The organism is Enterococcus sp. AZ140 (assembly GCF_051714405.1).
GTDB lineage: Bacteria > Bacillota > Bacilli > Lactobacillales > Enterococcaceae > Enterococcus_B > Enterococcus_B pernyi.
The window spans coordinates 1,067,556-1,092,678 of record NZ_JBIORU010000001.1 but is presented as its reverse complement, the minus strand read 5'-3'; the positions used below and the strand labels follow the sequence as shown (position 1 = coordinate 1,092,678).

At 37.5% G+C, this 25,123-nt stretch carries 19 protein-coding genes and 1 riboswitch; of the genes, 6 read left to right on the top strand and 13 right to left on the bottom strand.

Annotated elements, in window-relative coordinates; translation table 11 throughout:
• Positions 1–162: 162 nt before the first annotated feature.
• A complete protein-coding gene (locus tag IGJ39_RS05190; protein ID WP_195339315.1) occupies positions 163–2,046 on the bottom strand; it encodes a glycosyltransferase family 2 protein in 1,884 nt (627 codons plus the stop codon).
• Between the two features lie 241 nt (positions 2,047–2,287).
• Between IGJ39_RS05190 and IGJ39_RS05185 the strand changes: the two genes are divergently transcribed.
• The gene (locus IGJ39_RS05185; RefSeq protein WP_195339330.1) at positions 2,288–2,653 is read left to right on the top strand and encodes a YxeA family protein; all 366 of its coding nucleotides are present in this window, start codon (positions 2,288–2,290) and stop codon (positions 2,651–2,653) included.
• A 130-nt stretch (positions 2,654–2,783) separates the two neighbouring features.
• Here the strand turns inward: IGJ39_RS05185 and IGJ39_RS05180 are convergent, their stop codons facing one another.
• A complete protein-coding gene (locus IGJ39_RS05180; RefSeq protein ID WP_195339314.1) occupies positions 2,784–3,788 on the bottom strand; it encodes a nucleoid-associated protein in 1,005 nt (334 codons plus the stop codon).
• Between the two features lie 159 nt (positions 3,789–3,947).
• Between IGJ39_RS05180 and IGJ39_RS05175 the strand changes: the two genes are divergently transcribed.
• The 3 genes from IGJ39_RS05175 (at position 3,948) to IGJ39_RS05165 (ending at position 6,116) form a co-directional block, all read left to right on the top strand.
• Entirely contained in the window at positions 3,948–4,799 is an 852-nt protein-coding gene (locus tag IGJ39_RS05175; RefSeq protein ID WP_010735800.1) for an aldo/keto reductase, read from the top strand.
• Positions 4,800–4,821: 22 nt separating this feature from the next.
• Entirely contained in the window at positions 4,822–5,067 is a 246-nt protein-coding gene (locus IGJ39_RS05170) for a hypothetical protein (protein WP_104775675.1), read from the top strand.
• A 308-nt stretch (positions 5,068–5,375) separates the two neighbouring features.
• Entirely contained in the window at positions 5,376–6,116 is a 741-nt protein-coding gene (locus IGJ39_RS05165) for a hypothetical protein (protein ID WP_195339313.1), read from the top strand.
• A 122-nt stretch (positions 6,117–6,238) separates the two neighbouring features.
• Here IGJ39_RS05165 and IGJ39_RS05160 read toward each other — a convergent pair whose 3' ends face one another.
• From IGJ39_RS05160 to IGJ39_RS05145, 4 genes are all read right to left on the bottom strand, one after another.
• A complete protein-coding gene (locus IGJ39_RS05160) occupies positions 6,239–7,813 on the bottom strand; it encodes a phosphatase PAP2/LCP family protein (protein WP_438764261.1) in 1,575 nt (524 codons plus the stop codon).
• Between the two features lie 47 nt (positions 7,814–7,860).
• Positions 7,861–9,000 (bottom strand): FtsW/RodA/SpoVE family cell cycle protein, encoded by a 1,140-nt coding sequence (locus IGJ39_RS05155; protein WP_010735804.1) that lies wholly within the window; start codon positions 8,998–9,000, stop codon positions 7,861–7,863.
• Positions 8,990–10,135: an FtsW/RodA/SpoVE family cell cycle protein gene (locus tag IGJ39_RS05150; protein WP_010735805.1), complete on the bottom strand. Its 1,146-nt coding sequence runs from the start codon at positions 10,133–10,135 to the stop codon at positions 8,990–8,992. Before IGJ39_RS05150 ends, IGJ39_RS05155 begins: the two co-directional genes overlap by 11 nt.
• An 84-nt stretch (positions 10,136–10,219) precedes the next feature.
• Positions 10,220–10,387: riboswitch (M-box (ykoK) riboswitch) on the bottom strand.
• 394 nt (positions 10,388–10,781) lie between these two features.
• Complete coding sequence (locus tag IGJ39_RS05145; RefSeq protein WP_195339312.1) at positions 10,782–13,220, bottom strand: hydroxymethylglutaryl-CoA reductase, degradative; 2,439 nt, start codon at positions 13,218–13,220, stop codon at positions 10,782–10,784.
• A gap of 455 nt (positions 13,221–13,675) precedes the next feature.
• Here IGJ39_RS05145 and IGJ39_RS05140 point away from each other — a divergent pair, with 455 nt between their 5' ends.
• The gene (locus IGJ39_RS05140) at positions 13,676–14,833 is read left to right on the top strand and encodes a hydroxymethylglutaryl-CoA synthase (RefSeq protein ID WP_062805420.1); all 1,158 of its coding nucleotides are present in this window, start codon (positions 13,676–13,678) and stop codon (positions 14,831–14,833) included.
• Between the two features lie 30 nt (positions 14,834–14,863).
• On the opposite strand, the gene IGJ39_RS05135 is transcribed toward IGJ39_RS05140, so the two are convergent.
• Entirely contained in the window at positions 14,864–15,586 is a 723-nt protein-coding gene (locus IGJ39_RS05135; protein ID WP_195339311.1) for a class I SAM-dependent methyltransferase, read from the bottom strand.
• A 202-nt stretch (positions 15,587–15,788) separates the two neighbouring features.
• A complete protein-coding gene (locus IGJ39_RS05130; RefSeq protein WP_195339310.1) occupies positions 15,789–18,455 on the bottom strand; it encodes a cation-translocating P-type ATPase in 2,667 nt (888 codons plus the stop codon).
• Between the two features lie 337 nt (positions 18,456–18,792).
• Here IGJ39_RS05130 and cls point away from each other — a divergent pair, with 337 nt between their 5' ends.
• Positions 18,793–20,244, top strand: a complete 1,452-nt coding sequence (gene cls, locus IGJ39_RS05125; RefSeq protein ID WP_195339309.1) for a cardiolipin synthase — start codon at positions 18,793–18,795, stop codon at positions 20,242–20,244.
• 183 nt (positions 20,245–20,427) lie between these two features.
• Here cls and IGJ39_RS05120 read toward each other — a convergent pair whose 3' ends face one another.
• The 5 genes from IGJ39_RS05120 to thiD all read right to left on the bottom strand — a co-directional run bounded on the left by IGJ39_RS05120 (position 20,428) and on the right by thiD (position 24,996).
• Positions 20,428–20,967 (bottom strand): hypothetical protein, encoded by a 540-nt coding sequence (locus tag IGJ39_RS05120; protein WP_195339308.1) that lies wholly within the window; start codon positions 20,965–20,967, stop codon positions 20,428–20,430.
• Positions 20,954–21,613: an ATP-binding cassette domain-containing protein gene (locus IGJ39_RS05115; RefSeq protein WP_195339307.1), complete on the bottom strand. Its 660-nt coding sequence runs from the start codon at positions 21,611–21,613 to the stop codon at positions 20,954–20,956. The genes IGJ39_RS05120 and IGJ39_RS05115 overlap by 14 nt, the downstream gene beginning before the upstream one ends.
• Before the next feature lie 732 nt (positions 21,614–22,345).
• Positions 22,346–23,101, bottom strand: a complete 756-nt coding sequence (locus tag IGJ39_RS05110) for a hypothetical protein (RefSeq protein ID WP_195339306.1) — start codon at positions 23,099–23,101, stop codon at positions 22,346–22,348.
• Entirely contained in the window at positions 23,091–23,873 is a 783-nt protein-coding gene (locus IGJ39_RS05105) for a hypothetical protein (RefSeq protein ID WP_195339305.1), read from the bottom strand. Before IGJ39_RS05105 ends, IGJ39_RS05110 begins: the two co-directional genes overlap by 11 nt.
• Positions 23,874–24,180: 307 nt before the next feature.
• On the bottom strand, positions 24,181–24,996 hold the full coding sequence (gene thiD / locus IGJ39_RS05100; protein ID WP_195339304.1) for a bifunctional hydroxymethylpyrimidine kinase/phosphomethylpyrimidine kinase: 816 nt from the start codon (positions 24,994–24,996) through the stop codon (positions 24,181–24,183).
• Between the last annotated feature and the right edge of the window lie 127 nt (positions 24,997–25,123).

Genomic DNA, 25,123 nt, shown 5'->3' with positions numbered 1-25,123 from the left:
AGTAAATTCTTCGGAAATAAGACGGCAGCCACAAAAATTTGAAGAACAATTTACGTAGCTGCCGTCTTATTTCTCGAGCCTATATACTTCTGTGCCGACCTCTGTCATAACGCTATTGTTATTATTGACAGCGTTCGTTTTCTATTAGTAATGGTCATACTCTCAACTTTGTAAAGTATCGGTTTCCATATCGAATTCTAATTGTTTTGCTGCATTCAACTGATCACTGTAGTAACTTGCAAGTTCTTCTGCAGAAGCTTGTGTCAAATTGTTAAATGAGAAAGTCGCATATCTCCCATGATTTTCTTTACATATCGAATTGATTCTAAGTCCAGTTTTCTCATCCATAAATAAATAAGCTTTCCCAGGTGTAAAAGTAGGAGTAACTAATTTTTTGGAACGAAGTCTAAATCCGTTATAACTCATTTGATACATCTCAAATGATTGGGATAGATAACTTAGTTTTTTCTTTGTTACAATGCTCAATGCTTCACTGTCGCTTTCAATTGTTCGATTTTTACCAATCAAAATCGCATAGAATAATCCATAGAGGTTATACACTGACCATAGAAGTGTCACAATATAGCCTGTTTCATATCCTTCTCCTCGATAAAGTCGGTACAATGCAACGATAGAGGCGAAAGCGATCCAACCAAATAGTAACATGTGAGGAAAAACTGTTCGCCAATCAAATGATTGACTGTCAACAAGTTCCTTTTTTGTCACTTTGAATTTTTTTTCCGAATGAAAGAACTCTTTGATCAATGCTCTAGTATGGATCGGCGCGACAAAACAATCATAGATATGCGAAGTAGTAAGATTCCTGATTTTAGGAACATACAACCGAAACGAAAGAGAAATCATGACAAACGGTGGTAAAAAGAACAATAATAACTGATTGTTGTTACTTCGAACAATAAATATATCAAAGACCATAAAAAGAGTTGGTGCTAATAAAAAAATGATTTTTTGAAATGAAGTAAACCAGTACAAATAAGAATTGTAGTAACACAACTTTTGCATACGAGATAACCCTTTAAATTTACGTGGTTTAAAATGGTCAAATATTTGCTTTGTACCTTGGGCCCAACGTGTCCGTTGAGAGGACAGCTCTCGAGCTGTATAAGGCGTGATTCCCAAAGCATAAGCTTTATTTATGAAAATCGTTTCATAACCAGCATTTTGCAATAACATCCCTGTTGCCATATCTTCAGTAATGCTTTTTGTTGGGACGCCACCTATCTCCTCTAAAGCACTGCGTCGAATGATAGCGTTGGTCCCGATATGGATCAACGCATTTTCACGTGAAAGAGCTGGTTCTAAAAAACGCATAAATAATTCCTGTTCATTGTAAAATGATTTTCTCAATAATTGGAAGGGATCTTTATTATAAAAAGTTTGAGGATATTGAATTAACGCAACCTTTGGATTTCTAAAATAATCAATAGCCTCGTAAATAATATTTTTCTTAACGATGAAATCAGCATCTAAAAGCAAAATCAAGTCGCTACTTGTTTGTGAAAGTGCATAGTTGATATTTCCTGCCTTTGCGTTCTCGTTACCTTCTCTTGTCAGATAACCAATATGGTATTTTTCTGCAAGTTCTTTCAATTCCTCACGATGACCATCATCACAAATATATATTTTCTTATTTGGATAACGTAACGCTTTGACAGCCAAAGCAGTCGCGATCACTAATTTATTATCCTCATTATACGTACATATAAACGCTGCTACACTTGGTTGAAATGGCTCCTCATCGTAATGAACTCTCACGGAGTCTTTCGACAACTTATTAGAAAACAAGTAAATAAAAAAACCATACACAAATAAACCAATAAATTCTGCCACATATAAAATAAGACCGAAAGTTAATGATATCACGCCATCATTTGGGATCGTGTAGAAAAGACGCCAGATCAAGTATACAACCAAAAATGCTAAAGTTAATTTGGAAAAGAATGGTTTTATCTTATTGTTTCTTTTTGCTAACAAATAAAGTCCAAAAATTATACCAAACAAACCAACTAAATAATACAGTTCCATTTTAATACCACCTTTCATAACATTATTATATAATTTGTGTTTTTTTAAGCAAAGCAACTAGCTCTCCTAAAATTCGATTATCGTAACCTCAACTTTGAAAAATGTTCTCACAGAAAACTTAAGTATTTTATACATAAAACGGCGAATATGCCATTATTATATATAAATACGATAAATTTTGGACTTTCGATAGACGAATAATAGATTTTGTTGAATAATAGTATCCGAGGTGAAAAAAATGATAAAAAAATTGATAGCATTATTGATTGTATTGGGAATTTTCCTAGGAGGAAGCTTTATCGCTTATGATTATTTCTATGGCGGTGAAACTTATTATACAAAAATTACCACTAACGGAGAAAAAGAAGTTGACTCAGCAGACAATGACATGGACGTTTCTATTTATGTATACGACCAAAATGCTTACAACGCACAAGGAGAAGAAAAAGCAGTCACTTTACGTGAAGCGAGAGAACGTCCTTTAAAAATGGATGCTTATTTAAAACTAAAAGTCAATTCACGTAAAGGCGTCATCAGTTGGGAAGAAGTAACAGCTTCTCAAGTGCCGGACAAAGCGTTAGATCAATTAGATCAATTAGATCAATGAACCAGTTTACGATAAACAACACAAAAAAAAGCAGTCAACACCCACAAGACTTGAAAAACGATCTTCGTGGATATTGACTGCTTTTTTACTATTCACTTTTATTTGGTTTCTTTGATTCATCTAAAAGAAACTATAGACGATTCAATACTTCGTCCACATTTTTAATCATGACAGAGATCGTACCATCAGGATTATTGACAAATTCAATCAGATCCGGGTTACGATAAACGTCTACTGGTACAATCAATTCAATGCCATTTGATAAACGGAATTTTTGCTTTCCGAATTTTTTCTCTGAGATTTCTTGTACTTCTTTCACTGGTGGTGCTTCTGGAATAAAGCCTTGTTCTTTGACTTCTTCTTGGAATGCTAACTTGGCAGTGATATTTTCTTTGAATACTTTCTCCGCGATCATTTCATGATCCAATCTACCTTTTTCTTCGATCGTATCATACACAGCTTCTTTTAAGTCCGCCATGATATCGAACTCTTCTGCTTCAAACTTCTTGCCTAGCTGCTTCGCCACTTTTTTTATCACTTTGACGTTGTCTTCCAAAGAAGGTGCCGGGACGCTCTCAATCACTTTTCCCGAAAAGTACCATTCTTTTTTACCAGAGAACTCATAGCGTTTTTCAATCAACTCATACGTCAGATCTGTCAGATTGACTGCTAAGGCTTCATCTGCTTTTTGAGATTTTGAGCCAAGGATCGCTCGGTTCAAAATCAAACGGTTGTCAATACCGGCTTCATCTGCTTCCACATAGTGAGTATAAGCATCACGATAATTCACTTTCAATAAAGCTAAATACATCACAGTATCTACTTCATACAAGACAACGAAAACATCTGCACTAGGTACTTCCTCACTTTCTGCATAGATGTCAAACCACCGTTGGACTAAACGCTCACTTTCTTCGACAAAATTTTCTTGACACTGTTTCAAGTTTTGAGAAAATAGGCTTTCTTCAGTGAGTTGCCCTGTTTTAGTTTGTGCAGAAGAGATTTTTTGGATCTTCTTTTGTAGAAAGTCCCTGACAAAATCTTTCGTAAGATCCAGTTCTTGTTGTGAAAATACAGGAGATCCTGTTTCTCGATCAATAATATGCAAGATTGCTTTTTTTAAATAGATATCCATCGTTTCATTCCTTTCTGCTCTAGTTTACGGAAAATCAAACAAAAATACCAGAGACAAAATGGAACGAACAAAAAAATATTTTATAACAAACAAAATACATTTCTTTTTTTAGAAAATAAGCTACACTTAAAGTGTACTAAAATCAAAGGAGCTGAAAGTATGAATTCACTAACATCTACTTACCGTTTATCAAATGGCTATGAAATCCCTGTTGTCGGTTTCGGTACTTGGCAAACCCCTGACGGAGACGTTGCTGTTTCCTCAGTTAAAGAAGCATTAGCTGCCGGTTATCGTCATATTGATACCGCTCAAGGGTACAAAAACGAAGAAAGTGTCGGACAAGCAATCAAAGAAAGTGGTGTTCCAAGAGAAGAGATTTTCTTAACGACTAAACTTTGGAACGAAAACCATAGCTACGATCTAGCAATGTCCTCTTTCGAAGAGTCCTTAAAAAAATTACAAACAGACTATGTGGATCTTTTCTTGATCCATTGGCCTAATCCAGTTTCTTTCCGCGAAAATTGGCAAGAAGCGAATGCCGAAACATGGCGTGCTTTTGAAGAGTTATACGAAGCGGGCAAAATCAAAGCAATCGGTGTCAGCAACTTCTTACCGCATCACTTAGATGAACTTGCAAAAACAGCAAAAATCATGCCAATGGTCAATCAAGTATTTCTTGCTCCTGGCGAATTGCAACCACCTGTTGTTGAGTACGCGAAAAAACATGATATGGTCCTTGAAGCATATAGCCCTCTTGGCACTGGTAAAATCTTCGACGTCACAGAAATGCAAGAGATTGCCAACACACACAATAAGAGCGTTGCCCAAGTAGCGCTACGTTGGTCATTACAACATGGTTTCTTACCATTACCAAAATCTGTCACACCAAGCAGAATCAAGGAGAACACTGAATTATTTGATTTTGAGCTATCAGAAGAAGAAATGAAGACGATCGACCAATTAGATGGTGTCGTTGGCAAAGCAAAAGATCCAGATACTACACAATTTTAAAGGTAAAGGATAGTGATATTCTATGAACCCCGTGGACCGCTTAAATCGTTTATCTGAAAAAGTGACACAGACATTTGATCCAGATTTCATCTTTTTGATCCGCCCAGAAAAAATCCAGCATTTTCCTGCTCGAAATTGGTCAAGGGATGAAAAACTTGCGGAAATAAAAAAACGCTTGGATCATTCATTGATGACGATGAAATGGCAAGGACATGAGGTCATCTATTCACCAGAACTAGTCACCTTTGCCTTATTGCCAAAAAAATAACTAGATGAGGGAGCATTAGTCTGTGGACTTTTGCTCCCCTTTTTGAGAGATTGGAACAGAAATATTTAACCTCGGGAAATAAGGCGATATCTACGAAATTGTTCATCAAATTTCTGTGGATGTCGCCTTATTTCCGAGAAGTTTACTGCTGTTTCCACCGTTTATTCAGTTTTAGCATATGTGAGAGGTCGATTATCCCACTCAATTTTGTTTTTCCATCGAAGTAATAAAAGTTTTTTCTTGATAAACCTTTTCATTTGCTCGTTTTTTTCTTATAATCGAAAGGGTATGAATGAAGGAGAGTATTTATGAAGAAAAAACAAAAACAAAAATTATTAAAACAATTCCGTCCTTCTTTAGATGGAATTCGCACACAATTATTCCGTTCATTGGAAGAAGAAAGTTTACGCCGTTATGGTCTACCGTTGCAAGTCATGCTTGATCCTAAAAACCGTCAAGTCTTAATCATTGGCTTAGCAGGACAAGCAAATGAAGATACACGCATCAATGTACCAATCGACGATAACTTTACTGCTGTCTTGAAACGTATTCGTTCTGGTGAAGCAACGATTTTTGAACGTTTCCGTGACAACCTATTGATTGAGATTGTTTCTTACTGGAATGATCAACGCATGAAAAAAGATCAACCAACGGCTCAACCTGTGGCGACACCAGTCACTAATGACGCGTCCGTAAAAGAAACACCAACAAAAGAAGTTGAAAAAGTTGAGACAACTTCTCAATCAGTCAATAAAGAAGCAACAACTGACAAGAAAACAAGTGATGAAAAAGTAGCGACAGATTCTTTGACTTTCGATGATTTTGCAAAACAAGTAGCAGAATATCCGAAGTTCACTGCTGAAAAAACAGTAGATGCTGTAGTGATCAATGAAACAGTCAAAGACGACACACGAAAATTAGCAGAGATCTCTATGTCTACTGTCAATGAATTTACGATCGAAAAAGCTTTAGAACGTAAATACAAAGTGAAATTGACATTCGTGCCATTGATCGAACAATTTGCCGCTACACCAATCAACGAAAGATAAACGCAAGCAAATAGATTGCGTGATGATTTTTACCTAAAAAAGCAGCTGAAATGACGATCATCGTTCATTTCAACTGCTTTTTTTATCATTTATAAATGTAAAAAAGAGAATATCAATTGTTCCTATTGTTGCGCTGCGTTCTTCCCTGTTGTTTCTAATTGCTCTTGCACCAACTGCATCACTCTCATCCGTTCCTCATCGGGTATCTTCTCGTAGTAGATCCCTGCTTCTCCCAAGATGCCATCACCAATATATTGTTCACCTTTCAACTGATGGTTCGTGATATTGGATAATGCCGAATGGTATTCATTCATCATTCCGAGCATTTCATCTAAGGACATATCCGTTGTCCCATTTTCACCGACTACCTCTAAAAGCTGGCGATAATTGAATAAACTTTTCACAGATAAGAACTCATTGACTAAAATATTGACGACTTCCCTTTGCCTTTTCTGTCGCCCATAGTCATCCTCAGGATCTTCTGCTCGCATGCGCGCATACTGTAATCCTTCCCAACCATTTAATTCTAGTGTACCTTCTGGATAATGGATGTCTTCTGCTGTAAACTCAAACGCATTATTTACAGTGATTCCTCCCACAGCATCGATCAACGCTTCTAATCCATCCATATTCAACGATACATAGTGATGAATCGGTATATCAAGATATTGTTCAACCGTATCCACCATCATGTCGATACCACCGTAAGAATGAGCATGGTTGATTTTATCAACCAGTCCATCCATATTGGCAATTTCTACGAAAGAATCTCGAGGAATACTTGTGATCGTCGTTGTTTTCTTTTGATTATTCAATGTCACCAACATGATCGTATTTGCACGATAGTCCGTTTTTCTAATTGAATTATTGGCGATACCTAAAACTAAAATGCTGACTGGCGTATCCTTTTCCCGCTGTACGGTTTCTCTTTGTAGCGGTTGTTGCATCGAAGTCACAGTCTGTCTGGCATCGTAGTAAAAGCGAACACCATACGCAACTGCAGAACCTACTAATAGGAAAAGAAATGCCATAATAGACAATAAAACTTTTTGTTTTCTAGTGAATATTCGTTTTTGTTGGTGCTTTTTTCTTACTGTTTTTTCAGTGATAAAAGAGAAAAACAGACTATAGCATAAGAAAACAACTGAAAAACTCAGTAAAAAACCTGCCAAGATATCGCTAGGATAATGTACTCTCAAATAAATTCTAGAACTAGCAATCAATAATGGATAAAGAGCCCCCACCCATACTAGTTTATTTACCCTTTTCTCACGATAAATAATGTACATGGTGATCAAAAATACTAAGAATAGCGTCATAGACAAAATCGAATGACCACTTGGAAAAGAGTAAGAAGACCTAGGAATCAATTGCTCCACATCAGGTCGTGTACGCTGGATAGCTTGTTTCATCACGTAGCCAATCAAACTAACTGTCAAAACCATTAAGACTTGCCAAATGGCTAATTTATGGTACTGTTTCCGCCAACTAAAAATTGCCAGCAACCCTGTGAAAAATAAAGTAGGAATAATCGTTGCTAGTTTTGCAAAATAACTAAAAAATGTTGTTAATACTGGGAATTCGATTAATCGCTCCTGTTGATAAATGGCTAAATCGAGTTGATTGAATAAGGTGTTTTCTGTCATAACTAGTGTGGTCAAAGTCGTCAATAAGACGAATGATACGAATGCTACCACCAATGTTCCTTTTGGCATCTGTTTCATAATAACTTCCCTTCTACTTCTCATTCATACTTTTTAAATCCTAAAATAATGCCTAAACCACAGCCAATAACCAAGAGGGAAGTTCCTCCTTGACTTAAAAATGGTAAAGGAATCCCTGTTAATGGGAGTAGACCGATCGCAGCTCCAATATTTTCAAACACTTGGAATAACAAACCAAATACGAAGACAATCGCAAAATACACATTTCCTTTATTATTTGTTTCGATTGCACTATAAATGATTTGGTAAAAAAGATAAAAATATAAAAAGAGCACAGAAACGCTTCCTAAAAAGCCAAATGTTTCAGCAATCACTGTAAAGACCATATCTGATTCACGAACGGGCACATAGATAGGATTGATTGCTTCGGCCCTGCCACTAAACCCACCTGCCCCGATAGAAAGTAAACTTTGTGATTGTTGATAACCAATCGATTGGCTATATGCAAATGGATCAACCCATGCGCGTACCCGATCTAACTGATAAGTCTTAAAATTCAGACGATATAAAATCTGGTGTCCGTATTCAGTAAAAACTAAAGCAATCAAAATGGCCCCGAGAATAACTAGAATCGAGGTTATTGCCGTCATGATCTTCCAATGTACCCCAGCGATCATGAATAATGCCCCCAAGCATATGACAAAAACCAAACTTGTTCCAAAATCTTTTTGCATGTACATCAATAAAAAGGTCGGTAAACTAACCAGTAATATCTTTCCTACATAAAATAAATCAGTTTTAACGGTTCGTTGTTTCACCTTTTGCTCATAGATCAAGGTCAAATAAACAACCACTAAAATAAAGGTGAGTTTCACTAATTCAGAAGGTTGAAATGAAAAGCTGCCGATCCTAAGCCAACGTTTGGTGCCTGTGAGTTGAAACATCACCGGATCATAAAACTGATACAACAGGCCCATCACAAAAAGTGAAAAGCCATAAAGATAAGGAGAATATCTTAACAATACGACTGTTTTCACTCGTTGTGTTAGAAACAACAGCCCGACCGACATCAAACAAAACACGATTTGTCGAAGCACGACTCCTCGGACTGGAACTTGGTCATAAACAGCTGCCCCATATTGCACACCGACACTTAATAAATATAAAAGAAAGATTGGTAAAAATAATGCATAGTTGAATTCATTTATTTTAAATTTCATTTTGCTTACCTCGTGAGGACAGTTTCAGGCAAACGCCCAAAAGCATGGATAAAATCAAATAGCTTGATCCTCCATAACTAATAAAAGGAAGCGGAATACCTGTCATTGGGATCATGCCACTGATACTTGCAATATTGATACTTGTCTGTAGCAATAACAGCATCCCTGTTCCCAAATAAATCAACCCGATCTGCTGATTTGGTTCATTCGCACTCAAGACAAATAAGCGCAAAATAATCGAAAATAACATTGCTAGAATCAGTAAGCCCACGATCAGACCTAACTCTTCTAAAATAATCGAAAAAATAAAATCAGTCTCGGCTACTGGTAAATAGCCCTTTTTGGTAATACTATTTCCCAATCCTAATCCAAAAAGCCCACCGTTGTACATGGCATAATAAGATTGACTCATCTGAAATCCTTTTCCATAAGGATCTAAAAAAGGATTAAAAGCAATGCTCAAGCGATCATAAGTATGAGCAAAAATACTTGGTAATAGGTCATTTTGCCCTAGTAAATAAATAATGCCGCCAAGGAGCAAAAAGAGACTGAACAGTCCTGCAAAAAACAATAAAATATAGCGAACTGGTAATTGAACCGTCGTGATCATGATTGCAGCTAAGATGATCAACAAGATCGCACCAGCTACTTTTGGTTGGAATAAAATCAGCAGAGAACATAAAGCGATGATAAAAAAGGGTTTTTTTAATTCATTCAATGATTGCTTGGGTTTTCTAAAATAATAAGCTAAATAAAAAATCATACCGACATTGACAATTTCAGCAGGTTGAAATTGAAAACCTGCAATGGAGATCCATCGTTGCGCACCACTGATATTGACACCAATCCCAGGTACCTTTGTCAAGATCAGCCCCACGATACCGATCCCCATCATTATTTTTACGATTCGATGATTGAGTATAAATGCAGGTTTCACTCGGTAAATGAAAAAAATCATTGCCCAACTAAGTGCTACAAATACCATTTGTCGAACTAAAAGTTGATTTGTACTTTGATCGAATGACATCAAACGGAACGTACTCGCACTATAGATCATCAATAATCCTATTACACTGATCAACAGATATGGTACGAGCAAATACAAATCTATTTTTCTTATGTCTTTTACACCCATCCTATATTTCTCCTTTGTGTTACAGCGGAGATACGTCACTTACCCATCTTGAATAAAAAAAGCCAAACGAAAAAAACGATTGGCTTTTCAGTCTCATCGTGTGAGTTTTGACACTAAACAACGTAAAGATTTCTCTTAGCTATCTTATGAAGAGCCTTAATCCGACAATTCCTGTTTTACACATTGGCGTCTTTCGACGTTTCTGCGCAATAGCCTATGTTTGTTTAGGAGTCTCGCCTAACAAGTTATTCTATTTGAGGAAAAGTATACCTGTTAGATTATTTATTCACAAGAGAACCTCAAATAAGCTTAAAAAACTTTAGCTTTTTTTAATGTTATATAAATTATTTTTAAAATTTAATAATATATGTTCTATATTTTTTAGATCAGAGTATGTAAAAAAACGTAACAGAAAACCTTTAATCGACAAGGTCTGTTACGTTTTGTTTAATATTATACAACCTCACATAAAAATGAAAATAGCATAAAAAGACGTGATGGCCTCTTATGAAAAAAATAAATTTTAGATTATAGATTCTTCATACTTAGCATAGGTATTTTTTTATGTGTTTTGAGAGGCACGTTATAATAATGAAAATTATTTGTCATTTCCCCTCAGCTACTACGCCCATTTCGCAAATTATTCCTAGTTTTTGCTCGCCTGGATAGCTTCTAAGGCAGCTAGTGCGCTTTGTTGGTTGATCGTTCCTGATTCCCTAAGCTTTGCGGCAACTCTCTCGATTTCGTCCCCTTTGGCACCAACTGTGATTGCCAATGCTCTCGCTTGTAAGGACATATGTCCTTTTTGGATACCGTCACTAACAAGTGCACGCAGTGCCGCCAGGTTTTGTGCTAAACCAACAGCTGCAATCACTTGTGCCAATTCTTGTGCAGAATCAATTGCTAACATATCTAAAGAAGCTTTCGCTTTCGGTAAGACGCGGGAAGCCCCCCCTACTGTCGCGACAGCTAAAGGAACCGTCAATTTCCCTACCAAATGATCTTCCTTGATTTGCCAGTCAGTCAACCCTTGGTAACTACCATTTCGAGCAGCATAGGCATGAATAGCCGCTGCGGCTGCTCGTGTATCATTTCCTGTGGCTAAGATGACCGCTTCGATACCATTCATGATTCCTTTGTTGTGGGTCGTTGCCCGATAAGGATCCAACTTTGCGTATTCACTCGCTTGACGAATCTTTTCAGCAATCAGCTGACCCGTTTCTTTGTCCTTTGCCAATCGCTCAAAAGGAATCATACAAGTCGCGATCGCTAAAGATTCAGTCGCCAGATTACTTAAGATACTGAACAAGATTTCTTCTTCAGGGAACCATTCTTTGATACGAACCGCAACTCCTTCCAAAATCGAGTTGATGATATTCGCCCCCATCGCATCTTTGACATCCACTAAAAAATCAAGTGAAAGATAGGCATGCTCGCTCCCCATAAATTCTCGAGTAGAAATTTCTCGGACACCTCCACCACGCTTGACGATCGAAGGATAGCTTTCGTTTGCACAAGTGACCAATTCTGGTTTTCTTGCTTCAATGACTTCTTTGATTTTTCGATAATCACAACGACCAGTCAAGACGATTTGCCCACGCATCAATCGTCGGGGTATCTGAACGCTGATATCGCCACATATTTTTGCACCATTGCTCGCTGCAGCAATTACAGAAGGTTCTTCCGTTGCCATAGGAATCCATTTTTTTTGACCGTTCACTTGAAAATTCAATGCGACACCTAATGGGATCTCTACTTGGCTGATTTGATTTTCAATCAAATGGTTGGCGATATCTTCTGTTAAAACAGATTCTTTAAAACCTGTTGCTTCTGCTTGGGAAATCACTTTTTCTTGAACTAATCGCTGTCTACGTTGTTCTGGCGTTAGTTCATAAAACTTTTTTTTTTCGTTATCACCAGTTTCTTGCAAATTAGCTTCCAAAAGAACAGCTAATCCAAGACCGCCACCAATACATAATGAAGCTACTCCGTATCGTTGGTGCTGCCTTCTTAACGCATAGCCTAAAGTAGTCAAGATACGAGCGCCACTAGCACCAATCGGATGGCCTAACGCAATCGCACCACCATAAATATTGACTTTCTCTGATGGGAGATTCAATTCACGATTCACAACGATCGATGACGCAGCAAACGCTTCGTTAATTTCAAATAGATCGATGTCGTCCAAGGAAAGCTCTGTTTTCTCCATCAAGGTATTGATTGCTTTGATTGGAGCTACCCCCATGATACTTGGATCGATCCCAACTTCAGAGACTCCTTTGATCGTAGCTAAATACGGTAAGTCATGAGCAATCGCATAGTCTTTAGACGCTAAGATCAGTACAGAGCCACCATCGTTCAAAGGTGAAGCATTTCCAGCAGTAACTGTGCCGTCCTCCGCAAAAACCGTCCGTAAGGTGCTTAATTTTTCTAATGTACTATTTCCTCGCACTGCTTCATCTGTTGCAAATACTTCTTCATTACGGGAAATTGGAATGATTTCTTCCTTGAAGACCCCTGACTCGCTGGCTTGTGCTGCTTTTAATTGTGAAGCCAGTGCATATTGATCTTGCTCTGCTCTCGTCACAGAAAATTGTTTTGCCACATTTTCTGCTGTCAGTCCCATATGAGTATTGGAAAATGCATCGGTTAATCCATCATTGACCATACTTGAGATTTCTTCGATTTTCTCGTTTTCTGGATCGCTCACTTGGATCATCGGCGCTCTAGTCATGCTTTCAACACCACCGGCTATGATCAGATCCGCTTCGCCTAGTTGGATCTGTTGACGCGCAAGGATCACTGATTTCATCCCAGATCCACAAACTTCATTGATTGTCATTGCCGGAACACTTACGGGGATTCCGCTATTGATCGCAATCTGTCGTGCAACATTTTGCCCATTCCCTGCTTGAAGCACATTTCCAAAAATGACTTGATTGATTGCTTCTTTGTTTATCCCTGTTCGTTCAAGGATTTCTGTTGTAATGAATGTTCCCAACTCAACAGCAGAATAACTGCTTAAGCTACCACGATACTTTCCAATCGGTGTTCGTGCAGCATCTATAATAACGACTTCCTTCAAGTTAAGCCACCCGTTGCCAAAGCCTATAAATTTACTCATCCACGTATTACATAAAACGCGACGGATTTATAGGTGTTACAATCTTTTGCGCAAACGGATTCCCTCCTTATTTCTCATATATTTGCGAAAAACGTCACGCTGTAACCGACGAGACATTCTTCAAAACGTTTGTCTATATCAAATGGATAGAACAATGTGAATGGTTTCGTAAAAATTAAAATACACTTCTTATTAAATTGTATAAAAGATGGACAGTTGATTATTTTCTAACTGTCAAGTATCTCCTACAAAAATATACCATTCTTTACCGGAAATACAAATATAACATACACCTTTTAAAAAAAGCGCTATATTTTTTTACAAATCCTTAAAAATTAGCTTTTTTGTATTTCTTTTAGCGATTTTGTGATACTTTAATAAAGTAAGTTTTTTATCATGAGTAAAGAGGTGTTGAAATGAAAATAGGGATTGATCGTCTTTCCTTTTTTATTCCTAATTTATTTTTAGATATGACTGAATTAGCAAACAGACGTGGAGATGATCCTGCCAAATACCATATCGGGATCGGTCAAGATCAGATGGCTGTCAATCAAGTTTATGAAGACATCGTCACGCTAGGAGCAAATGCAGCGAGTAAAATCGTCACAGAAGAAGATCGTGAAAAAATCGATATGGTCATTGTAGGTACCGAATCAGGCATCGACCAATCAAAGGCAAGTGCTGTGATCATCCATCATTTGTTAAAAGTTCAACCTTTTGCTCGTTCATTCGAAGTAAAAGAAGCTTGTTACGGGGGAACAGCAGCTTTGCACATGGCAAAAGAATATGTCAAAAATCATCCAGATCGTAAAGTCTTAGTGATTGCGAGCGATATCGCCCGCTACGGTTTAGCAAGTGGTGGTGAAGTGACTCAAGGTGTAGGTGCGGTCGCTATGATGATCACACAAAACCCTCGGATTCTTTCTCTTGAAGACCACAGCGTCTTTTTAACAGAAGATATTTATGACTTTTGGCGTCCAAATTATAGTCAATATCCTGTAGTAGATGGTCCTTTGTCCAACTCTACTTATATTGAGTCTTTCCAAAAAGTCTGGAATAGATATAAAGAAACAACAGGTCGAACACTTGCTGATTATGATGCGCTTACCTTCCATATTCCTTACACAAAAATGGGGAAAAAAGCGTTACAAAGTGTGATCGAAGAAACAGATGAGGCAACGCAAAAACGTTTGATGGCTCGTTATGAAGAAGGCATCACCTATAGTCGACGAATAGGAAATCTATACACTGGGTCCCTTTATTTGGGATTGATTTCTTTATTGGAAAACTCTCAAGCATTGAAATCGGGTGCCCGTATCGGATTATTCAGCTATGGTTCTGGTGCTGTGAGTGAATTTTTCACTGGATATTTAGAAGAAGGCTATCAAAACTTCTTATCCAAAGAAGACAATCAAGCGATGTTAGATAACCGTGAAGCATTGACGGTTGATCAATATGAAAAGATCTTCAATGAAACATTACCGGGAAATGGTGAAACAGCTGAATATCATTCAGATCTACCTTACTCGATCTATAAAGTTGAAAATGATATTCGTTTTTACAAAGAAAAATAATCAATGCAAAAAACTGACCTCGATCGTTGACTAATAGATAGTCAATAATCGATAGGTCAGTTTATTTGTACTCTGAATTGTCTCACTGTTTTTAAATAATTCTTGAAGAGCTGACTGAAAACGTGGATCATCTTGCATTTCTTCATAATAAGTCCGCAAAAATGAAGGCGTGACTTCTTCCTGTGAATCATAAGTGAATTCACTTCTCTTATAAGAAAGATGTTTCTTTGATAAATACGTCTCAAACCGATCCATAATAGTTGGCGAGGTGTTAGGGTCAGATTCCTCGATCCCTAAATGCCTTTCAAGGGGTACGAAGACATTATCTTCTGAGGAGACTACTCTTAGGATCAAACAAGCTCTCGTCGCTTTCCCACGTAGTTTTTCCAATTGTTCACAAGAAACCAAGGCGGGATTTGCTGCCGAAAAAACAAGTTCATAGGTCTTCTCTTCTTGTAAAAAATTAGTAAAATCTTGCAAAATGAATTGGCAGTTATTTAGCCCCAGTACTTGTGCTTCATGTTCAGCATATACAAGCATTTCTTCTGAAAAATCAATCAACTCATATTGTTCTATTTCTTTTGCTAACGGCAGATAACGCCCTGCACCACCGGCAACATCTGCGAATGAGCTAGCTGGCAATAAATCCTCGCTTTTTAGATAAGCAACGATATCCTCTACGATCGTCGTACTGGATTCTTTTTGTGATTCGTAATAGTCTTTCGCAAAGGTATTCCATTCTTCTTTGTCCATTTGGATGTTTCTCCCTTCATCTTCACTTTTCGGAATAAATATTTTATCAGAAAAACGATGAGCTTTGTTTCTTAGTATAAATCAAAATCCACGAAAATCGAAGAAACGATTCTCGTGGATTTCTTTTTGATTCGAAAGGCTAAAAACTATCACATTTCATCGTTATTCGTAAGTGATAGATGAACTATTTTTTCTTTGATGATTATTTGTTTCCTTGTACACGTACCAAGATCATCTTAGTGATTTCCATCAATACAACTGTTACTAGCGCGATTCCGATACATGTGAAGACTTCAGTCAATCCAAATGCTGCTGGGATCGAGAAGACTTCTTTTAGTCCTGGGATCATCGCAATACAGTAAAGCGCACTACATACAGCAACTGCTAATAGAACACTGCGGTTTGAGAAGAAACCAGCTTGGATTGCTGTTTGGGTATTTGAACGGGCTGGGAATGTTTGCAATGTACGACACCAGATCAACGTTGTGAAGGACATCGCTACGCCAAATTCAGGTGAATGTTGCATCCCTAACCATTGAGCAAAAATAACTGCAATACCGATCAATACGCCACGATACGTCACAGAGATCAATGTTTTGTCCGTAAAGATACCTGAATTTGGATCTCTTGGTGGACGTTTCATTGTCGCTGGCTCTGCTTTTTCAGTTCCTAATGCGATTGCTGGTAATGAGTCGTTGACTAAGTTGATGAACAATAATTGTAAGGCTGTAAATGGATTTGACCAATCTGCAACTAAGGCAAAGATGATCGCGATGATCGCACCTAGGTTTCCTGAGAACAAGTAAGAAATGGCCTTTTTGATATTATCAAAGACATTACGTCCTACTTCCACTGCACTGACGATCGATGCGAAATTATCATCTGTCAGAACCATTGCTGCAGCATCTTTGGCTACGTCAGTACCTGTACCCATTGCAATACCAATATCTGCTTGTTTCAAGGCAGGAGCATCATTTACTCCGTCACCAGTCATCGCAGAGATATGACCTTTTGTTTGCCAAGCACGCACGATACGGATTTTATTTTCCGGAGATACACGCGCATAAACCGTTACTTTTTCCAATACTTCATTCAATTGATCTTCTGATAGCTCATCTAATTCTGTACCAGTCAAGGCTTGATCATCTTCAGCAAAAATACCGATTTCTTTTGCAATAGCTACCGCAGTTGTTTTATGGTCACCAGTGATCATGATCGTTTTGATCCCAGCACTTTTTGCTTCTTTGACTGCTTGAGTTACTTCATCTCTTGGCGGATCGATCATTGCCATGATCCCCACTAAGATCAAATCATCTTCATCATCGAATGATAATTCTAGGCTATTGATTGGACGATAAGCAAAGGCTAATACACGCAATGCGCGGTTTGAAAATGCTTCGTTTTGTTCTTGGAATTTTTTTCTTAACTCGTCTGTCATTGGCACGACTTCACCATTTACCAACGCTTTTGTACTACGACCAAAGACGATATCAGGTCCACCTTTGACAAATAAGAATTGTTGATTGTCGATTTCATGTGCTGTCGACATCAATTTTCGATCCGAGTCAAATGGTAATTCCGCTTGTCTTGGATACGTTTGACGGATCTCACGATAAGGTTGGTTCATTTTTTCACTGAAGTCAATAAAAGCTACTTCTGTAGGATCGCCTAATTTTGAACCATCTTCACTGATCGACGCATCATTTGCCAAGACACTGATCTCAACTAAACGACGTTCATCGACAGACCAGTTTTTTGGATCATTTGAAAAATCACCAGTTGCTCCATTGGCTAAATAATAGTCAACAACCGTCATTTTGTTTTGTGTCAATGTTCCAGTTTTATCTGTACAAATGATACTCGTTGAGCCTAATGTTTCTACGGCTGGAAGTTTACGGATGATAGCATGTCGCTTCGCCATTTTATTGGTTCCAAGTGACAAGACGATCGTTACGATCGACTGCAATGCTTCAGGAATCGCTGCTACGGCAACCGCAACTGCAAACATGATGGCACTAACGATATCTGCCGTCATATCTCCTGTTCCGCCACCCATATAGATACGGAATAACTGGATACCTAAAATCACCAATGATAAGCCTAAAATGGCTAAACTTAACTTCTTACTGAATTTATCTAGCCCACGTTGTAGTGGTGTCACTTGTTCCGTTGTTGATTCTAATAAACCAGCTACTTCACCGATTTCTGTATTGTTTCCTGTAGCAGTCACTAAGAATTTCCCACGACCATAAGTAATGATCGTCCCGCTAAACACCATGTTCGAGCGATCGCCGATCGGTACAGTTTGAGTGATTTCGACCACTTCTTTTTCAGCTGAGGTCGATTCACCGGTCAACATTCCTTCGTCAACTTTTAGTGAACCAGCTTCTAATAATCGTCCATCCGCCGGTACATAGTCACCTGCATCAAGTAGAACGATATCACCAACCACTAGTTCATTCGCTGGAATCGTCATTTCTTTTCCGTCACGAATCACTTTTGCATCTGGTGCAGAAAGGTTTTTCAACGCTTCAAGCGAACCTTCTGCTTTTTTCGTTTGGATCACACTGATCACTGAGTTCAATAGCAACACGGCAAAGATAACGAAAAATTCGATATAATCACCCATCACCATTTGAATCAAGGCAACAACTAGTAACACAATTACCATCGCGTCTTTAAAAGTTTCGAGAAACAGTTTCCAAGTTGGCTTCTTCGGCGCTTCTTTCAGTTGGTTCAAGCCATCTCTTTCCAATTTTTCTTTTGCTTGCGTACTACTCAACCCATCAGGTGAGCTTTGCGTTTGTTGCATCAACGTGTCGATCGATTCTTTGTAGACCGTTGATTGTGCGTGTTCCTTGTTTTCCAACTTTCATCCCCCATTTTAGTTAGTGTTTCCGCTATCGCCTGAAAAAAAAGAGACCTAAGACAAATGCGGATTTGTCTTAGGTCTCACCATTTCATACAATACCAGAAAACCATTTGGTTAACTTACTGTTGATATTATCACAACAAATGTTGTCGGTTACTCCCCTAAGGAGATATTCAACTGTATTTTCATACTACATGATTTATTTTTAAAATGCAATAACTTTTACTTATCGTTCCTGATATTTTCAAAAAATTTCCATCTATGTTTTCTTGTGAATAGGCTTCTTTCCTTTCTCATGCTATACTAGTGTTATTATATAAAGGAGGATTCACTCGTGGTAGGAAGCATTATTACTTTTTTATATGTATTGAACGCACTTATTGCACTTGTAACTATCTTGATCAAACCTCGTGACGTCGCTGCGATCTGGGCATGGTTGCTCGTTTTGTTCGCTTTACCTGGTTTTGGCTTCGTTCTCTATCTTTTCTTTGGTCGTGGATTGACTGATAAGAAAAAATTCCATCTTCGTCAGAGTGATTTAACAGAACTGGAAAATTTCCAAGACTTCAAGGGAGATACCTTAGAACATTATGATCCCATCATTCAAAATGAAGAACATCAGCATTTCGTCGACTTCTTCTCATCCTTGAATCAAATGCCACTCACTCGAAAAAATGCCGTCACTTTACTGACAGACGGTCAAGAAAAATTAACAGCCGTCCTGAAAGATATCGAAGCAGCGGAGCATTCGATCCATATCGAATATTATGCCTTCGTTACTGACAACATCGGCCAACAAATCTTGAAAGTATTGGAAAAAAAAGCAGCGGAAGGTGTCGAAGTCCGTTTACTCTATGATGCCTTTGGCTCCCATGGCACCAAAACGAAAGATTTTAAAAAGTTAGTCGAAAATGGTGGTCATGTCCACACGTTCATCACTTCCCAGCGGGCACTTCTACGCTTCCGTCTGAATTACCATGATCACCGGAAAATCATTGTGGTTGACGGCAAGATCGGCTACACAGGCGGATTCAATATTGCCAATCAATACGTCAATCATACAAAAAAATTCGGCTATTGGCGTGATACACATATCCGTATCTATGGCGCCGCAGCCTCATTACTACAACTACGCTTTTTAATGGACTGGAATGTCTCTGTTCCAGATCAAAAAAAAGTCGGCTATCATTTAGATTATTTCTTTAAAGCAGAGAAAGAAGATCAGGATCAACTATACCAAACATCGATCCAACTTGTATCTAGCGGACCGAACAATGAACGGGAACAGATAAAGTTATCCTTTATCAAGCTGATCAGTTCAGCAAAAAAACGTGTATGGATCCAAACACCTTATTTAGTACCTGATGAGAGTGTGATTGCTGCGTTAAAAATCGCTGCCGCTTCTGGCGTAGAGGTGAAAATCATGATCCCTAACAAACCAGATCATCCTTTCATCTACCGAGCAACTCAGTACTACGCTCGCCAATTGATCAAAGAAAATATCCAGATCTTAGTTTATGAAAATGGCTTTTTACATGCAAAAACATTGATCATGGACGATGAGATCTGTATGGTCGGTTCAGCGAACCAAGATATTCGTAGCTATCGTTTGAATTTTGAAAGTAGTGCAATCATTTATGATCCAGCTTTCTTGCAACAACTAGCCGACCAATTTGTACTTGATGAAAAAGCAAGTATCCCGATGACCACTGAAACAGTCAAAGAAATGTCAAATTGGCTGTTGTTCAAACAACAAATCTCCAGACTATTCTCACCGATTTTGTAACCTATTTTTCCTTCAATAATCAACAGTTGTAATGACAACCTTATTTCATTGATAGGATATTTCAAGAAAGAAACTCCCTTAGCAGATTTCTCAAAGGCTGCTAAGGGAGTTTCTTTTGTTGAGCTGTCTTTACAGTATTAAGAAAAAAAGTGACCCTTCAAAATTTCCATTGAATTGGAACGATCATAGCTGGATAGCTACACCTTTATAGAATCCTTTATCGTAACTAACATGATAATTCGCTTGATCAAATCGAAGTAAAGCTTGAGTTGTTAACACAAATTGAAAGGATTCTTCTACTTTTTCTGCATCGACCGTGTAGACATATGTAAGCGTCGTTTGCTGTTGAGGATCTAGTACCTGTTGCGGAAAGTCAACATCACCTGTATTGTAATAGTTGTAGCCACTAAATAACCGACTTTCTTTCAAAATTGCCAAATCCTGGGCATCCGGCGATATATTTTTGACGTTTACTGTAACTGTCACAGGCATAAACTCATATTGGTCCATCGGGTTCCCACCATCATAATGATAGGACTTTCCTTTAGAATAGTTTAAAACAGTAAGTTCTAAATCATTTAAAGAGACTACGTCGTTCAAATGGTAAGTGGTAATTGCAAATGATTTGGGTACTCCACGATTGATTTCGATAATACGAGTTGCCGCGACTGCTAAGATTATTGAACCGCCTAGACAAAAAAAGAAAATTTTACTTTTTTTCATCATTCGATACCTCAATTCTTGAAAAACTTCCACGATCAACTTGATAAAATTTGGTGCAAACTCTTTGCAAATCTTCGTTTCGATGACTAGTCAGCAAGACTAGCTTATTTCTTAACTTCAATTCTTCAATAATCTCGATCAATAATTCGATGCCTTGATTATCCAACCCGTTAAAAGGCTCATCTAAAATAATCATCGTCGGGTCGCCCATCAACGCTTGTGCGATTCCTAAACGTTGTTTCATTCCTAAAGAATAGTTGGCAACCTTAACTTTCTGTTTATCCAATAAACCTACGAGTGTTAATAGTTCAACAATCTCATCTTTTTTGACATTATCGGTCAATAACGACAAGCTATATAAATTGTCAAAACCTGTCATCGAACCAATAAATCCAGGATTTTCAATCAACATTCCTGTATGAGAAGGAAAGTCTACTTCTTTGCCGATTGTTTCTTCCCCTACCTTGATCTTTCCTTTTGAAAGACGAATAAAGCCACAAATTGCTTTAAAAAGCATTGTTTTACCCGAACCATTTTGACCGATGAAACCTACAACGTCACCAAGCTCAGCTGAAATCGTTGCCTCATTAAGGATTCGTTGTTTTTTTCTTTCAACGGTTACTTCTTTTATTTCTAAAAATGCCATGGAAACCCTCCTAAAATATGTGCCTACGAATGAAAAATAAAATACCAACCAAATAACCTAACAATAATCCCAACTGTATTCCTAAAACCACGAATAATGTAGGATGGGTCAAATAGAAATGAATATCATTAGTTAGAATCAATGAATATTTATAAGGCATAAACTTAAAATTGACTAGACTTGCAACAACCAGCATGCCCATGCAGATCAATAACGAGAAGATACCGTTTGAATAAATAAAATAAATGAATACGGCTAAAAAATTAAGCAAGATTAGCGTCGAAAATAAAAGAAAGCTATAGTGTATAACAGCCAACGACCAAAAGTCAGCGGAATAAAAAATTAAAAAAAGTACGCTGAAAAAAATGAGAAGATAGGCAAAACAATCCACTATGATCGTAAGAAAAATTGAAATTGCCAATTTACGTCTACTTTTGATCCGGATCAATAAAAAAATACTTTGTGTTTCCAATAATTCAATGATCGGAAACAAAATAAATAGCAATGAGAACAGATGAAACAAAAGCCAAAGATAAGGAAGTACATAGTCTGTATAGTTATGAATAGGATAAGGACCTTGAAACAAGAAAGTAAGGATACTTTCTCCATCAAAAAGAATCCTAGGATACATATACTTAATCGCTAAAAGGTAACCTATCAAAAACACCCCAGTAGAGATCCACCATTTTTTCCCATAGGTAAAGGTAAAACTGATCATCCGTCTAGTGACTATCATGATCGAGGTAAGCACCATTGGTTGGACCTCCTTAGTAGAATGACTGTATATTTTGCTGCAAAAAGCAAAAGGTTCAGAGAAATCAATAAACCAAGCCAAGCGATAAATGTACCTTGAGCCATTATTTGTTGTCTATTAACGATAAACACGAGATTAAAAGCCGGAAATGAGTCAACTAAGTTTATAATAAATACTGTCATAACCATTAATACAACGACTAAATAATTTCTAATTACTCTATTTAATAAGAGAAAAAGATGTCCCATAAATAGAAATTGTAAGTACTTTATGGCTGTGATCTTACCAACATTCAATAAAGTTAGCTCTGCCTCCACCAATTTTCCCTTAACGAGAGCGTACATGATGAGGTAGGCGAAAATAAATCCCAGGAAAACGAAAATTATGTAGAGGATCAGACTCAAAACCATGATTAGATCCTTATTCACCAATAGTTTCAACTTTGTTTTAACATGTAATAAGTAAAAATTTTCTTCTGTTTTTTTATCTATGCTATGGATAAAAAACAGCCATAGCATCAAATAAATAGAACTGATAAATCCATTTATTCCTCCATTTAAAATACCGTATGGTCCATAAAGCAGTAAATCTAACTCGTCGTATTGTTGTCCCATCTGATAATACTGATAAACTAAATTACCCAAACTGAAGATCATCCCTATGAAAAAAAATCCCCAGATTTTCTTATGTGAAGTAAGCGACAAATAATAGCAAATGGTTTGCTTAAATCTCATTCTTCTTCACCCCATAGATCACCGTCATGACTGCAAATAGCAGTATAGTTATGACAAACAAAACGCCTGTCAACTGAAGATTTTCTGTACCAATAAATTGATCACTCAAACTATACTTTGCAGCACGCAACACACTGATCAACATATCGCTGACTAAAACAAAAAACATTGGAATCAAGATAGCAAGGTAACGATTATGTGTTAAATAAGCGCAAATACTAGCAAATAAAGAGAGACAGCCACCATACAAAAAGAGAAAGGCACTTCGCACTAACAAATAGATGCCTGGATGGTCATAATACAAATGGGGCATGAATTCATCAGAAGGGACCAAAAACATACTATAAAATCGATGCAAAGGCGTCACAGGAATAAAAAACAGGAGGCTAATAAAATTAACAAGGACAGGAATAACCACTAAGCACCCACCAATGAGAAAAGCCAACAAAAAATGATTGATCAAATACTTTTTTAACGTGATGTGAGACACCATCGATTTCATATAACCACTCTGGCGATCTTCCGCTAAAATATCCTCTATCGGAATCGTTGCAAGCAATGAAAAAGAAAACTTAAACGTTATTAAAGTTACTGCCGGAATAACAAGCATATGTAATGAATAAAGACTGGTCGGTTCGTCATACCCTCCCTTCCATGGGTATTGCCCAATGATCCCATATGTAAACAAGCAAGATAAACCTATAACTACCATAAAAGCTAACATATAAATAAATTGACGTCTTCTTAGCACACGATATAGAATTGCTCTCATAAACCTTCTCCTACTAAAAAATATTTTTTGTTTGCGCTTTCTAAAAAGTGGGACATACTAATCACGTAGCATATAATAACATCAAAAAATTAATAGGGAATGTAAAAAGATGAAAAACTGGTTATTTTATGAAACTATTTTGTTAGAGGTGAGTTAGTTGGAGTCCAGGCAGTGTTTAACTTTTTTCTTAAAAACAGCTACTTGCTCCTCTACTTAATCAACAAACTCCCCTGAGAACCACTAGAATCCATTAGGATGCACTAGTAGCTATCAGGGGAGTGCTGTTTAAAATCATTTTTGCTATCAGTTAGTCGATCATATTTGCCGCCCAATGATTGATTGGGCCATATTTGTGTCCAACAAAAAGTTCTTCTTTGATTGCTTGATTGACATATTTTTTCGCGATACGGATGGCTGCTTCCACCGTTTCTCCTTTTGCTAATTCAGCAGCAATACACGCAGACAAAGAATCACCTGTTCCATTGATGCGATCTGTTGCATAAAATGGCGCTTCTAACCAAAATGTTTTTCCTGAAGCTAAACGAACATAATCCCTCACTGTTTGTTGATTGGAATCACTTGTATGATGTCCTTTGATCAGAACATTTTTGGGTCCCAGCTCTTGGAGGATCTGAGCCGCTTTTTCATAGTCTTCTTCTGTTCTCAATTTGAGACCAGTTAATTTTTCGGCTTCATAAAAATTAGGAGTCACTACTTCTGCCAATGGCAGTAATGCTTTTTTCAATGTAGTCAACGCTTCTTCTTCCAATAATTGATTCCCATGTTTCGTCATAATGACTGGATCAACGACTAAGGGACCAAAATCATACAGTTGAATATTTTTGACCACGGTATTGATCAATGTCGCATCGGCTAGCATCCCAGTCTTTGCTGCTTTGACTTGGTAATCCTCTGCAAGCAGTTCAAATTCTTTATCGATAAAATCTGTAGGTAAAGGAACACTTGCACCGATTCCATAAGAATTTCCAGCGACACAAGCAGTCAAAACAGATACCCCATAGACCTTTCTTGTAAAAAACGTATGCAAGTCTGCTTGCATCCCTGCACTTCCATCGCTATCTGATCCAGCGATCGTCATTACTTGGACATATTGTTGTTCCATTTCATCCATCTCCTATTTGAAATACGTTTGTCTTGTTTATCCTACCGCATTTTCTGCTGAAAAACAAAAAAGGATGCGCAATAACTCATGCAGCATCCTCAAAAACGGATAAATTATATGTTAAAAG